General features: G+C 28.1%; 14 protein-coding genes. 1 reads left to right on the top strand and 13 read right to left on the bottom strand.

Going from position 1 to position 14,827, the window contains the following annotated elements; genetic code table 11:
• Positions 1–6: 6 nt before the first annotated feature.
• Genes M3P09_RS06685 through M3P09_RS06660 form a run of 6 tightly spaced genes read right to left on the bottom strand, consistent with a single transcriptional unit; the run spans position 7 to position 6,620 of the window.
• Positions 7–933: a glycosyltransferase family 2 protein gene (locus tag M3P09_RS06685; protein ID WP_249972511.1), complete on the bottom strand. Its 927-nt coding sequence runs from the start codon at positions 931–933 to the stop codon at positions 7–9.
• Between the two features lie 14 nt (positions 934–947).
• Positions 948–1,625: a WbqC family protein gene (locus M3P09_RS06680; RefSeq protein WP_249972510.1), complete on the bottom strand. Its 678-nt coding sequence runs from the start codon at positions 1,623–1,625 to the stop codon at positions 948–950.
• Positions 1,622–3,160: an HTTM domain-containing protein gene (locus M3P09_RS06675; protein WP_249972509.1), complete on the bottom strand. Its 1,539-nt coding sequence runs from the start codon at positions 3,158–3,160 to the stop codon at positions 1,622–1,624. The genes M3P09_RS06680 and M3P09_RS06675 overlap by 4 nt, the downstream gene beginning before the upstream one ends.
• Before the next feature lie 3 nt (positions 3,161–3,163).
• Positions 3,164–4,564: a glycosyltransferase family protein gene (locus M3P09_RS06670; RefSeq protein WP_249972508.1), complete on the bottom strand. Its 1,401-nt coding sequence runs from the start codon at positions 4,562–4,564 to the stop codon at positions 3,164–3,166.
• Positions 4,565–4,572: 8 nt separating this feature from the next.
• On the bottom strand, positions 4,573–5,448 hold the full coding sequence (locus M3P09_RS06665; RefSeq protein ID WP_249972507.1) for an N-acetylneuraminate synthase family protein: 876 nt from the start codon (positions 5,446–5,448) through the stop codon (positions 4,573–4,575).
• Between the two features lie 17 nt (positions 5,449–5,465).
• Positions 5,466–6,620, bottom strand: coding sequence for an acylneuraminate cytidylyltransferase (locus tag M3P09_RS06660; protein WP_249972506.1), 1,155 nt, complete (start codon positions 6,618–6,620; stop codon positions 5,466–5,468).
• 113 nt (positions 6,621–6,733) lie between these two features.
• Between M3P09_RS06660 and M3P09_RS06655 the strand changes: the two genes are divergently transcribed.
• A complete protein-coding gene (locus M3P09_RS06655) occupies positions 6,734–8,050 on the top strand; it encodes an ArnT family glycosyltransferase (RefSeq protein WP_249972505.1) in 1,317 nt (438 codons plus the stop codon).
• On the opposite strand, the gene M3P09_RS06650 is transcribed toward M3P09_RS06655, so the two are convergent.
• The 7 genes from M3P09_RS06650 to M3P09_RS06620 form a co-directional block, all read right to left on the bottom strand.
• Positions 8,037–9,188 carry a glycosyltransferase gene (locus tag M3P09_RS06650; RefSeq protein WP_249972504.1) on the bottom strand — a complete coding sequence of 384 codons (1,152 nt, stop codon included), beginning with the start codon at positions 9,186–9,188 and terminating at the stop codon, positions 8,037–8,039. The genes M3P09_RS06655 and M3P09_RS06650 overlap by 14 nt on opposite strands.
• Positions 9,189–9,193: 5 nt before the next feature.
• Positions 9,194–10,261 (bottom strand): glycosyltransferase family 2 protein, encoded by a 1,068-nt coding sequence (locus tag M3P09_RS06645; RefSeq protein WP_249972503.1) that lies wholly within the window; start codon positions 10,259–10,261, stop codon positions 9,194–9,196.
• The gene (locus M3P09_RS06640; RefSeq protein ID WP_249972502.1) at positions 10,262–11,221 is read right to left on the bottom strand and encodes a glycosyltransferase; all 960 of its coding nucleotides are present in this window, start codon (positions 11,219–11,221) and stop codon (positions 10,262–10,264) included. It abuts the gene before it with no gap.
• Positions 11,222–11,286: 65 nt separating this feature from the next.
• Positions 11,287–12,099: a polysaccharide pyruvyl transferase family protein gene (locus tag M3P09_RS06635; protein WP_249972501.1), complete on the bottom strand. Its 813-nt coding sequence runs from the start codon at positions 12,097–12,099 to the stop codon at positions 11,287–11,289.
• Positions 12,089–12,664 carry a CatB-related O-acetyltransferase gene (locus tag M3P09_RS06630; protein WP_249972500.1) on the bottom strand — a complete coding sequence of 192 codons (576 nt, stop codon included), beginning with the start codon at positions 12,662–12,664 and terminating at the stop codon, positions 12,089–12,091. The genes M3P09_RS06635 and M3P09_RS06630 overlap by 11 nt, the downstream gene beginning before the upstream one ends.
• Entirely contained in the window at positions 12,661–13,935 is a 1,275-nt protein-coding gene (locus tag M3P09_RS06625; protein ID WP_249972499.1) for an ABC transporter ATP-binding protein, read from the bottom strand. Before M3P09_RS06625 ends, M3P09_RS06630 begins: the two co-directional genes overlap by 4 nt.
• Positions 13,932–14,825 (bottom strand): ABC transporter permease, encoded by an 894-nt coding sequence (locus tag M3P09_RS06620; protein ID WP_249972498.1) that lies wholly within the window; start codon positions 14,823–14,825, stop codon positions 13,932–13,934. The genes M3P09_RS06625 and M3P09_RS06620 overlap by 4 nt, the downstream gene beginning before the upstream one ends.
• Between the last annotated feature and the right edge of the window lie 2 nt (positions 14,826–14,827).

Genomic DNA, 14,827 nt, shown 5'->3' with positions numbered 1-14,827 from the left:
GTATATTTATTCGTAAATTTTTTTAATTATTGTATTTGGTCTACCTTGAACTTGACGAAATATTTTATAAACATATATACCAATAACTCCTAAAAAGGTAGAAATAACACCTAAAACCAAAACACTTATTGCTACTAAAGATGTCCACCCTAATTGAACTTCATCCATATAAACAAATTTTTGAATAATTAAGTAAATAATAAAAATTATGCTGAAAAATGAAATAACTAAACCAAAGTAAAATAAATACACCAAAGGTTTTCCTGAAAAAGATGTAACTGCCTGCAACATTAAATCAGCTCTACTTCTTAATGAATAAGTACTTGCTCCTTGCCGTTGGTTTTTTTTAACTGATATTCCTTTTTGATTAAACCCAACCCAATACATCATTCCTCCCAAAAATAAATTAGCATCATTTAAGCTTAACAATGCTTTAACATAATCTTTAGTCATTAATCTTTCAGTTAAAATATTATGCGGAATTTTAGTATCGGACAGTTTGTTAATTAATATCCAGAATATACTTCCTAAATATTTTTCCACAAAATTTCCTTTTCGCTTTTCTTGATAACCATAAACTACATTTAAACTATTATCAAAACTCATTTCTTCAAAAAAACGTACTAATATGCCAGGTGGAGTTTCTAAATCGTTATCTATCAAAAACACATAATCTCCTTGAGCATTTAATAGTCCTGCTTGAATAGCATAATGATGGCCGAAATTTCTAGATAAATCTATTAGTTTTATTTTTGAGTTTTTTTCCTTTTTTTTAATTAAAAACTCAAGAGAATCATCTGGGGAACCATCATTTACAAATATTAATTCGTACTCTTTAATTTGAAGCTCAACAATAGCTCTTTCAATTTCTAAAAGGAACTCATCAAGAAATACTTTTGATTTATACAATGTTGTAACAACAGATAATTTCATTCTTTTAATTTACATTAATATTTTAAGAAATGCCTTGCATTTGGACCTTCATTAAAAATTAGGTCTAAAATAGTAACTCCATGTTCAAAAGGTGGGTGTAACTGATTATATTCTATATAATCTGAATAATCCATCCATTCCAATTTAATAGCGTGTTCTTCAAAAAAACTAGGTTTTATATAGTTTTTCGCTGCTGGTCCGCTTAAATAAGTATCAGCTCCTAAATACTTGCACGCATTAATTAAACGCTCTTGTCTATCCCCTTTTAAACTTAATGTTCTAGAGTCTATTATTTTAGTATTAATTTTTAAAATTGAACAAATAACCTTTATAAACGCGTTATTAACTTCGCTTAAATTTGAAGACGCATTTTCATAAACTTTAAAAATCTCATCTTTATAATCTTTAAAAAATGGTGCTTTTGCATAATTAGCCCGTAAAGTACTTACATGTTTCTTTGCCCAATTTGTTTTAAAAACTTTAGTTTCGTAAATTTTTTGACCTAAATATTCTTGTTTTACTGCTATTGTAAGCCATTGATTTCCGTTTTGAGTTTTTATAATGTTTCTATTTCTCCAATCGTTTTTAGTATACTGCACTTCGTCATAAATTACAAAAATATCTGACTTTGCAATTATGTCAAAATACCCTTTCCAAGGTATATAATTAGATTGTAAAATTGAAACTGTCATTTTATTTTATTATTATTAATTTCAATAGTAGCTTCATTATTACTCCAAATCATTGTTCCAACCTCTTCCCAAGGTGTCGCTAAATTGTTTTTAAGTAAATCTTTCTCCCATTCAAAAGTTACGCTGATTTTTTTCATAATTATTTTAAACTTTTTATTATCTAAAACAATTTTATTTTTTTTAGCCCAAAAGGCAGTATATCTTATTAAACCCTTTTTTAATTGTTCTTGTTTATTTAGAACATTAGAATTATTAACTCTAAAGGTATAATTTATCCAAGAGCCACCTAATAAGTATTTGCCTGGCATTCCTGTTTCTGTATACATTGGTAACAATTCACCTTTATACTTTACATTAAACATTCTATTATATCCTCTAAAATGAGAATCCACAAACACACCATGTCCAGTAATACCAAAGAAATCATGGGAAAAAACCCTAAGGGTACCTTTAATTTCTAATAAATCATTTAGGAAAGGTTTGGATGAAGGGAAGCTATTAGTAACTTTATTTATTATACCATTACTTAACGGAAAATTAAAAGTTGAATTAAGTTGAAGAAACACAAAAAAAGTAATTAATAATTTGAACGCAATTAATTGCGTCTTTCTTAAATTCCATTTATTAAAAATAAGGCGTACTCTTTCATTAGTAGTGCTATTAATATCTTCTGTATTTATTTTTGAATATTTACTTTTAAAAATGCTAATAAATAGTTTTTCTATTTTATCCCAGAAACTTACTGGAACCATTAGTATATAAATTGCTATAACACCTAAAGCAAAAAATGGTATTGGAAATTCAAGTAATATCCCAAAATGTAATCCTAAACCAATAAATAACAAATATGTTCTATATTTTTTTAAAAAAAACAAAAATGGAAAAACTAGTTCAAAAGCAAATGTTAAATACCCTAGTGCTTTAATTAAAAACTCTTGATTTAATAACCATTGATTGCTAGAAATAGATACATATGGTAGGGATGCAGGTAACCACATTCCAAGACCATTAACCCAAGTTAAACACTTAAACTTATAAAAGATTGAATCAAAATATACTACAACTACACCAAAAAATATTATTAAAAAATAATACAATACTGATGTTTGGGACTTCTTTAGTGAAAAATTATTCTTTTTTCTTTTTAAAAGGTTATCTAATGAATAAGATTGAGATAAAGGAATAATCATCATTAAAAAACCTATTCCCAAATAGGTGTAATTCATATGATATTCAAAAAAGCTTGATGCATTAACTATCCAAAGAATGAAACCATAATTAATAATGGACATAATACGTGTAAACAAACCTAAAACTAACATTAACAATACCAACATCCACAAGAGTAATGGTATAGTATAATCAAAACTTAAAGGCTCCAAAAATGGAATTGGATCAAAATATAATTGCCTGTATCTAAAAATTCTAATAACTTCTAATAATAAATTTAACAAAAAAAATATTCTAAAAAGACCTAATCCTTTAGAAGAAATTTTCTTGTCATATAACCTATCTATGAAACCTAAGATTTTCATTATTTAATGTGTTAATATACTATTAATAGATTCCCAAATATTCTCTGAAGCTTTTTTTGGTGTTTTTCCTGCAACAATTTCAAACCATTGTTTTCCTTCATCAATATTTGAAAGTTTGCCCTCTAAAATTTGTTTTACTAAACCTTCTAAATCATTCTTATTAGTACAAAAAACAGCAGCTTTATCACTTGGCATACTTCTAAAATGTACATATTTATAATTTTGACCAATATCTCGAATACCTTTTTTTAATTGTGGCTGTTCATAGTTATAATAGATGCATGACTTGTTGTGAGTTACAAAATCAAAAACCGTTGATGAACATACATTTGTTACAAATTCACTATGCTCACAAATATTATATAACATTTTAAAATCTTCTTTTGATGGTAAAACTTGATTCCATTGCTTACCAACTTGCTTCCATATTGGGTCTATAACTTCAATAATATCTTTATTAGCTTCAATAACTTCATTATATCTTGCAGTAAAATCTACAGGACATTTTCTATAAATGATGCCTAAATTTTCACCTTGAGTATTTAAATTTCTAACAGCATTTGCTAAATCTTCCAAATAAAATTGATCTAATGGGGAGGTAGTCTCGTCATCACCAGAATAACAAATATACTTTTTGCTTACATCTAAATTATACTCATTAAAAAAATCTTCTCTTGACTGTTTTAGGGAATCGTTAAAATGAGGCTCGAATTGCGGTGTTCCTGTAACAAATATTTGTTCTTCTTTTATAAAAGGATAATACTGTAAGACTTGTGCTTTCATTAAATTGCTCCAAACAAAATAATAATCGGTTTCTACCACTTGCATTGCTTTTGGAACATTATCCCAAGAATACACAAATGCAACCGTTGGAATACCCAAATCTTTGGCTGCTAACAATGCACTAATAGATTGTGTTGCACGTTGTGTGGTACAGAATACTAAATCTGGTTTATGTTCTTGTAATTGCGATTTACAATATAAATATTTAGATTTTTTTCGCTCTAATTTGTTAATCTTTTTTCTGACACGTTCTATTCCTTTTTCAGAAGAATTTAAACTAATCAATAATGAAATATAAATACTTTTTATGATGTTTTTTAAGTCTTTATAATTTAATGGAAACTTATATGTTGTATAAACATTATCATTAAACTTTTCTTTAGAAACATTTAATTCAATACGTTTTCTAACTCGTGAATAAATAGGCGTTAATAGGTGAATATTATGATTTTCAATTTTAACTTCCTTAAAGCCTAAATTATCTTTTAATGAAAAAACAGTATTGTTCCAATAATGAATATCAAAGCCCATGTTATCACCAATTGCTTTAAAATTAGTAAAAGCAAAATTTCTTAGACCAACACCATCAGGAAAAAAAACGAATACTTTTTTCTTTTTCAAAATAAAAACTATCCTTTTTGATTTTTTAATTTATCTCGTTGTACTTGCTCTATTGGTAAAACGTCTTGACTTTTAAAATTTAGGGCTTTATATACTGCTTTCAAGTCTCTTGATAGTTTACGTAAACCCATAGGTTCTAACGATGCTGCATGGTCTGTACCTTTCCAAGTTCTATCAATGGTATAATGACGCTCAATAATATTTGCACCTAAAGTATAAGCTGCAACATCAACCGCTATCCCTAAGTGATGACCAGAAAAGCCAATGTGCTTAACAATATTTTTATATTTATCAATAAGAACATTTATATCTAAAAGACACACATCTTCAAATGGAACTGGATAACCTGAGGTACAATTGTAAAGCACCAAATCTTTATTTCTATTATGCTTTTTGAAAAGCTTGACCAAATCTTCTATTTCGCCTTTGGTTGTCATACCTGTTGAAATATGGATTTCTCCCTTATAATTTTTGCATAACCATGTTAACATAGCAACATTATTATTACATGCTGATGGGATTTTGATGAAATCTGGATTTATAGACGTAATTTCTTTTGCAGAAGTTACATCCCAAACTGAAGTAGAATATGTAATACCTATATCTTCGCAATATTCTTTTAGCTTAGCATGTTGTTTTAGATTAAACTCTAAAAACTCTCTGTGCGCGCCATAAGTTTCTCCATAAGAATTTACAGGATTTGGATGTGGTTTATTGTATTGTTCTTCTGTTAAAAGCTCTTTATTATTTCGCTTTTGAAATTTTACAGCATCTGCATTACAAAATATTTTTGCGACTTTTATGAGTTCTTTTGCTATTTCTAAATCGCCTTTATGATTGCATCCAATTTCTGCAATAACATAGGGTCTTTTATATAAATTCATGATTTTTTAGTTAGGGCTTAAAATCGTTTATTATAATTCATTATAAAATCGCAGGCTTCTCTAATTGCACCGGCACCAGAATTTTCAGAAAGCACTACATCTGCATGTTGCTTTACTATATTTGTTGCGTTATTTGGTGCTAACGACCAACCTACACTACAAATATTTGTTAAATCGTTTACATCATCACCAATATAAGCAAAACTATTTATTGATAGGTTTTGCTCTTCTAAAATATGCTGCAATAAACTGTATTTATCTTTCACACCTAAATAGACATTTTTTATTTTAAGTTTCTGCATACGTTTTGCAACAAGCTCAGACTGCTCAGATGTCATAACTAAAACCTCAACATTATATTGTCTTAAAATCTCTAGTCCCATACCATCACGCATATCGAAATTTTTAGTTAATTCCCCTTCTTTTGAATATGTAATTGTTCCATCAGTAAAAACACCATCAACATCTAACACAAAGTGTGTTATTTTATCTAGGGTTCTTTCTCGTTTTTGTCTCTCTACAAGTAAACTTTCAACTACTAACCAGTCTTTTTCAGAGTCAATTTCGTGTAATGATTCTTCATCCATTTGTACAATAGCGACTTTATTACCTAATCGGTTTTTAGTTTGTTGCAAACTTGTCTTTGTTGTTGCATAAACAGCTCCATTTTCAACTAATAATCCATCAAAATCTTGTCGTCGTGGCCTTTCTTGTGGATTATAATTTATTGGACTTCCATCTTCATTCCATAAAAAACGATGTGTCTTCACTACTGTCAAAGCAGAATCATAGTCATCATTTAACTTATCTAAACACGTATTTATATTTTGTCTTTTAGTAAATGGCGATGTTGCTTGCAACAAGCAAAACACATCAAAATTAAAATTTATAGACCCACAAAACTCTAACATAGCATATTCTGTCGAAACAGTGTCATTAGCACTTTCTTCACTTCTTAAAAGTGCCTTTACTTTATTAGTCCAATGGTATTCTTTTTTAATAAAGTCTACAATAAGTTGATCATCTGTGTAAACATAAATCTCATCAAGATTAGAAAAAATAGCCTCACCTAAAACCCAAGTAAACAATGGCCTACCAAGCATTTTACGCTTGTTCTTATTTACTATACCCTTAGATCCTTTTCGTAATGGTATAAAGCCTATTTTCTTCATTTAATATATAAATTATGAGTTATGCTAAAATACATATTTTTCAGATGAAACAGCAAAGAACAGGGCAAAAGGTATTTTTGATTACTTTTGAAAATCTTTAATTTTAAAGTTAAATGCTAAAAACTTTATTTGACAAACTAACATCTATAAAAGCGCTATTTATTACTGCTTTTATAACTACGTTTATACACTTTGCCTTAAAAACACAAATCTTTATAAACTATAAAAGCCCTATTGGTGATGAAGCAAGTTTTTTAGATGTTTTTGCTAATATTGAAAAATATGGCTTTTTTAACACTTGGAGTTCTGGAAACTTTTCACCTGTCTTCTACCTAATTACGTATCCTCTTAATTTTCTATTTAATAATCCCATAACTACGTTTAGAATTGTTTCTGCAATAGCAACAATACTTTCATTATATCTGCTATATAATTTTGGCAAGCATAAATTAAAGCTAAGTGGCATGTACTTTAATTCTGCTCTACTTTTTATTGGGTCCTTTTTAGCCTATAGAATATACTGGCAAGGTATTAACGACAGCTTATTCCACCTATTAATTATTCTTTCTTTTTTTTGTATTTACAATATGTTTCACAATAATAAGGTTAATAAAAATTTAGTTCTACTTGGGGTAATTATTGGGCTATTAATTGGCACTCGCATGTTAGCATTTTTAGTTATTCCTGGGTATATATTCTTTTTTTATAAGAACATTAAGCACATATTAATTATTGGGGCAACGGCCTTAATTATAGGAATATTGCTACATTCTCCATCATTATACTATACTAAAACACTTTCTAGTGTTGATAAAAACCCAAAAAGCGGACTAACTTGGATTCAAAAAAATTATTTGTCGCAGCAATATATTTACGAAGGAAAAATAAAAAAAGGGTCTCGTGTTACTTGGAGTGAACTTGAAGGTTATATTACTAAAAATGGAACTAAAAGTTTACCAAATTCTTTTGCTGAGACTGTTTCAAAAAAACCAAAATGGATTTTAAAAGAATTAGTTAATGATTTCTGGTATTCTATAAGGCATATATATTGGAAATCATTTGGCTTAGGTATTTTACTCTTAATTATGTTTAGTTTTTATGGGTTTAAATACAAAAAATTGATTCCCAATAATTTTAGACTTACACATCAATTTTTGAACTTTTTTTGGTTACACACATTCTTTATATCGTTAGTTGTTTTAACCAAAATTGAAGTACGTTGGTATACGTCTTTTATTTATTTAGGCATATTACTATTCCATCAAATACTTCAATATTTTCAACCCTTTTTAAGGTTTCCAAGACGGATTGTTTTTCTTCAACTTAACTATATAATTCTTATATTTTTTCAGTTGAACTTTATTTTAACAGATAGAAACATGCTAAGTGATTTCTTAAAAGGATACTTAAAAGGAATTAATTTGCTTTAATACTATTGTAGGCTTCTAAAACTTTTGTTTTTATTAGTGCCCTTTCAAATTGAGGCTTTACTTTATTTTGATTTATTTGAAATGCTTTTTCAATCAATTTACGATCTTCTAAAGCATTTAAAATTAATTCACTAATAGCATTTACATCATTGCAATCTTCGATTAGCAACCCGTTTTTGTTATGAGTTATAACTTCTGATGAAGCATTTCCAGGATTCGATTGTATTGGAAAAGAACCTTGTGCTATAGCTTCTAAAAGTGTATTTGGCATACCATCAGAATCACTATTCCCAATATATATCAAAGCCCCACCCATAAGCTTTAAAATTTCATTATGAGGTAAAAAATCTTGTCTAGACAACCATTTAATATTCAAATTGTTAGATAAATTTTCTTTCTCTATAAATACTTCCACCTCATCATCAGCACCAAAAACAATAACATTATAACTTTTAATTTTATATGATATAAGCTGCAATGCTTTTAAAACTTCTATTGCTTTACCAGAACGCCCCTGATACCCCTTTACTAAAATTACCTTTCGTTCTAAAACGGGTTTTATATATGCATCAAACTCACTATAATTAAAACCTCCTCCTCCTGGAAATGTTCCTAATACATTTCCCTTAAAACCCAATTCTATTGCAATTTCAATATCGCGTTTGCAATCTGTAATTAAATAATTTACTCTAGGTAAAACTTTTAAAATATCACGTTTAAATTTTGGTACACTTCTATAATAATACAAATCGCTTCCCCATGAGGAATATATCCAAGGTAAATTATAATGCTTTTGCATTACATGCAAAATAGGTGTACAAGAAATATATAATACAATGCTATGCACAACATCTGGTTTTACATTTTCAATAACTTTTTCAAATGCTTTTACTGTGTTATGTTCAATTAAAAAACTAAACTTCTTATAAAAAAAAGGTAAATTCTTTTTAAAAAAATGTCTGCCCTTTAATTTTGGGTATTTTTGTTTCCAACCTGTAATTTGTTTTACCCAAGGTAAGCGTGCAGCTTTATTTCCATCTAAAATATTAAACCAATACACATCGTGCCCTGCATTTTTAAGTTGCTCAGTCCATCGTACAAAATGAATGGAATTCATAGACACCAAAAGTATTTTCATATATATTACAACTTAATTGTCAAACTAATGGTTTGATTCTTTATATGGTATTGAAAATTATACGGTTTATCTCTTAAGTTACTAATAATTGCTTCTAGAAGCATATTATTAATCCTTTGCATTTCTAAAAATTGAATTGTTTTTTTTCCGACTAAGCTTTTAATTGCTTGCTTTAATGATTTATAAGCTTCATGCTCGCTAATATTAACTTGAATTATTTTATTACTTTTTGCTAATAATACATTATTTATAAAAGCTTTAATTTCTGATTCTTTATTAGTTAATTTAAATGAAAAGTCTATTTTATTTAAATCATCATAATCTGCATCATTATAATTTCCCCAAGAAAAATTCAAATTTTCCTTTATACTTTTTGTTTGTTGCTTTAACTTTAGATATTCATGATTTATTTGTTCTAATGTGGTGTGAAAAGGTGTAATGTCATTTTTTTTTCTATAGTTTTTTGGATGCCATTGATGCAGCATTAAAACCTTATCTGTATAAAAACTCATATTAAAGCCTGCTTGTTTTAATCTTACATGTACATCAGTATCTTCTGTTCCCCAACCATGATAAAACTCATCGTAACCATTTATTGACTTTAAAACATTAGTATTATACAACGTCATTCCTGTTGCTTCTTCAGTCGATTTAAAACTTATCTTATAATTGTTAAAAGCCTGTTTAGTTTTAGATTCAGCTTCAGATAAAAATCCAACTTGAAAATATGAGAAGTCTTTTTTACTTTGCAAATTAAATAGCGTTTTAATAAAATTTGGATGATATATCATATCTATATCTCCAACAAAAAATGAAACTGTTTCACATGGTTTTAAAACAATGTTTATAGCTCTAGATTTACACCATAATTGCTGTTGTGTTTTACATTGAATTAATTTTACAAAACTATACTTAGAAACTAATATTGATAATTTATTTTTACAAGTTTCTACACTTCCATAATCAACTAAAACAACTATAAACTTGGTGTTTGTTTGATTTTGAAAACTATCTAAGCAGTTTTCTACTATTTGCAAATCTCTATTACGATATGTAAGCGCTACGGTTATCAACTATGATAAGTAATTTTTAATTTGTTCTTTATTCAATCCTTTCATTTTAAAAACCCTTTTTTTAAAGGCTTTTATTGTGAATAGTTTTTTAAATATTTTTTCAGATATGAAGTAATCTACTATATTTGATTTTAAAATCTTTAATTCTTTGAAATCTTGATAAACATTAGACTGGGTTTTTAAGTTACTATAAATTTCTTCCATCCAAGGTTCTAAAATATTTCCCATATGATACGCATAATTATCATTTGTAGATAATCTAAATCCGCCCATTTTTAAAACAGGTTCATCATTATATTTAAATTCGCTATCACCACCTAGAACATAAATACTGTTTTTGTTAGGTAGTTTATTAAAAACTTCGCGCTTATATGTACCTACAAAATGTGAAGCACCAACAACTGCAATCATGTTGTTTTTTCCTTTTAGAGTTGCAATAACATCTTTATATTTGATATCTAACCATGGCCAACCAATACTATTAGCAAAACGTGTCATAGCTTCAGGGTTTTTAACGGAGGTAAACTTTAATTTATTTGAAAATAAATTACGCATCCAAATATTACTAGTTAATCTTAAATGTGTACGGAAAACTGGAACTGGACAAACCATTCCTGCTTTTGGAAACGTTTTAAAAACGTTTAATACTTCATTTTCCCAATTGTTTAAAAATAAAACATCAGAGTCTGTAATTGTTATTAAACGCTCGTTTGCTGTTCTAAGAGCTTTTAATATACAGTTAATTTTACCAATATTATCTCTTTCTAAAACTAGTTCATCAATATGCTTTTCTTTATATAACTTAATTAATTTTGCATGAACATTTGTACAGCTTCCACCACTTATTACTGAAACTTTTATTGGTGAAATAGCGGTTTTAAGAATTGAAAACAAACACATTTCAAAAATTTCAAAAGACTCTTTATAATAACCTTCTTCATTTGGTATATATAAAGGCATTATAACTCTGTGCGAACAAGGTTCGATGTTTAATAGTTTATCCTTTGATATGTTTTCGCCTTTTCTCATGTTGCAAAAGGGCAGCTTTTAAGAAGCTCCTTTTTTCTTAATTCCAAGATATTTTCATCTTGTAGTAAAACCGACTTGTTTTTTTCTAGTTTTTGTTTTAGTAAGTTGAAATTTAAGTTTTTTGGTTCAATAAAATCTTCACCCATAAATTCAATATTCATTGACTCAAAATAATCATAAAATTTAATATTATCTCCAGAAAGTTTATTTGAAAATTTTATCCAAAGCGAAGGTATTCTATAAGCCTGCGACACAATTACGCCATGCAAAGATGATGAAATAATTTGTTTGCATTCTAAAATTTCATCAGTGGTTTTCTTTATATCTTTAGTAAGTAAATTAATTACTTTTACACGTTTTTCATTTTTAAAAATTTCATTTACTGCTTGATAATCTACATAATGAGGAATAATGCCAATTTCAAAAGTCTTTTTAATTTCTTTATTATAATACTCTGGTAATAAAATTGCTGGGTCTCCGTAAACTTCTGGGCAAGAAAAGCCTAAGTCTAAAACTCGCTTTCTAGTTTGCGGACCTCTAACAGCTACAAATCTTGCATCTCTAACTTTTTCATCTTTTTTAATAATGCCGCTTCCCCAAACAATTGAGTTTTTTGTTGCTGAAGAAATTATGCTCCCAATAGTTACATAATGCTTAAAAAAGTATTTGTGCAAGCCTTTTGCGGGATGCTTTATTGCTATAACCTTTTGCTTGGATATTTTTTCAACAAGAAATTGCGATAGTAAATCTCCATAATTTTCATCACCACTTGCTCGTTTTTCATGCCACCAATAAAGTCTAATAGCCATTGTGATTATTTAAATTTTTAAAGAAAAATTCTTCGTTTTCTTTTATTTCAGACAAATCCCAATTCCACCATTCAGATTTCAACAGCTCATCAATAATATTTTCATTAAACCTTTTTTTAATTTCTTTTGCCGGATTTCCAGCAACCACCGTAAATGGTTCAATGTTTTTAGTTACTATGCTTCCTGCTCCAATAACTGCCCCATGACCAATTGTAACATTAGGTAGAATTATCACACTATCCCCTATCCAAACATCGCTACCAATAATAATTGAAAAATCTGGTTTTGTTTTTTTAAATGGTGATTTGTTAAAATATTTTTTATAAAAAGAATATTGCATAGAAGCAAAACTTGTTTCGTGATTATTGAGTATTAATTTCACATCTTTGCCAATAGCACAATATGATCCAATTTTTACTTTGCAACCACCGCCACGAATAGCAAAATTTCCATTATGATACGAATTAGCACCAACAATTATTCTATCTTTTGATGTTATTAAAACTGGTGTTTTCTCTACTAATAAAGCTTTTAACCTCTTAATAATAAAATTTCTAAAACTCAATTTAACTCCCATGTAGCATTTGAATAAGTTATCAATTTTCCTTTAGGAATTCTTCCAGTCTTATATACATCATTCTCAACAACAGCGAAAGAAATACATTGTTCAAGTATTTCAATAGTATTGTCGCTTGCAGCTAATGCAATTGTTAAAAAATAATTATTAGGCATTAATTTTAAACTATTTATTGATACTATAAAAGTAAAATCATCATTAGCTGAAAACATTTCGTTTGTCATTTCATTTGAACGTAAGGCAAAAATTTTAATACCGTTTGCAGAAGTTATAATAATACTAGCTTTTACTCTATTTAACTTAGTTTTATTAATTACACTAATTTTAATTTTAATCGGTTCGCCCATTAAAAAATTACTAGCACCACTATTATCAGACTTTAATGTTTCTACACGAGTAATTTGGGTTTGCTGTTCTTTATTTTCAAAAGAAACTACACCGCTATTTTCATTACTAAAAGCACTCTCATTTAAGTAATAATCAACTGCATTTTCAGAGCTTCCTCTATAAACTACTTTACCATGTTCCAAAACAATAGCATTACTACATAAGCTTTTTACAGCTGCCATATTATGACTTACAAACAACACTGTTCTTCCATCACTCTGACTAATACTTTGCATTTTACCAATGGCTTTCTTTTGAAATTCAGCATCGCCAACAGCTAAAACCTCATCAATCACTAAAATTTCTGGTTCTAAATGTGCTGCAACTGCAAAAGCTAACCTAACTGTCATGCCGGAAGAGTATCTTTTCACTGGTGTGTCTATATACCTTTTACATCCTGAAAATTCTATTATTTCATTAATTTTTGAAGCAATTTCTTTTTTAGTCATTCCTAAAATAGCTCCATTTAAATAAATGTTTTCTCTACCTGTCATTTCAGGATGAAAACCTGTTCCAACTTCTAATAGAGAAGCAATACGTCCTTTGGTTTTTATTTCTCCTGTTGTTGGCCCAGTAACTTTAGATAATATTTTTAATAATGTGGATTTTCCTGCACCATTTTTTCCAATAATACCTAAAACGTCTCCCTTTTTTACTTCAAAATTAATGTCTTGTAAGGCCCAAACATACTGTGACTCTCCTTTAACACTTCTATCATTAGATTCTCCTACTTTTAAATAAGGATCTTCTTTACCACGCAACTTACTCCACCATCTATTTAAATCATGGCTAATCGTGCCTGTACCAACTACACCTAAGCGGTATTGCTTAGAAATATTTTTTGCTTTTAATATAACTTTATTTTCAATCATACTGTATCAATAAAGCTTTTTTCGGTTTTATTAAAAATAACTAAACCTATTAAAAAAACAAGAATACTTATGCTTATCGCATAAATAATTTTATATACAGAAAAATCTCCAGTTCCAAGTGTTATATTTCTAAAAGCTTCAACAACTGTTGTAATCGGGTTATATTCTATTAAGTTTCCAGCAATTTTAGGTATACTATCATCTTGTACTTTTTGCTTAATTAAATCTAATGGATACATTACTGCCGAACCATACATTAATAATTGAATACCAAAAGTTACTAAAAACGATAAGTCCCTATATTTTGTAGTCATTGAAGAAATTATCATTCCAAAACCTAGCCCTAAAATTCCCATAATAAATATCAAAAAAGGCAATAAAACTAATGTTGAACTTACTTTTAGGCTGAAAGCTTGATTTGTAAAAAACACAAAATAAATGTAAAAAACAGCAAAAACTAAAAGCTGAATACCAAACTTAATTAAATTTGATATAACTACTGATAACGGCATTATAACACGTGGAAAATAAACTTTACCAAAAATATTTTGGTTTTTTTTAAACGTATCACTTGTACCAGATAAACAATCTTTAAAATAGTTCCAAGATGTTATTCCTGCAAGGTTGAATAAAAATGAAGGTATTCCATTACCTGTGGAAATATTCGCTATATTATTAAAAACTAAAGTAAAAATTACTGATGTAAATAGCGGTTGAATAAAATACCACAACGGGCCTAAAATTGTTTGTTTATATAAGGTTACTACATCGCGCTTTACAAATAGAAAAAGTAAGTCTTTATATCTCCAAATTTCTTTAAAATTGAAATTTATCAATTTTGTATTTGGGGATATCGTATATAACCAATCCTCTTTTATTGCTTTGTTCAACT

This window comes from Jejuia spongiicola, from assembly GCF_023502325.1.
In the GTDB taxonomy this organism is placed as follows: Bacteria; Bacteroidota; Bacteroidia; order Flavobacteriales; family Flavobacteriaceae; genus Wocania_A; species Wocania_A spongiicola.
Note: the sequence above shows the minus strand (reverse complement) of the source record. Positions and strands in the feature narration are given on the sequence as shown.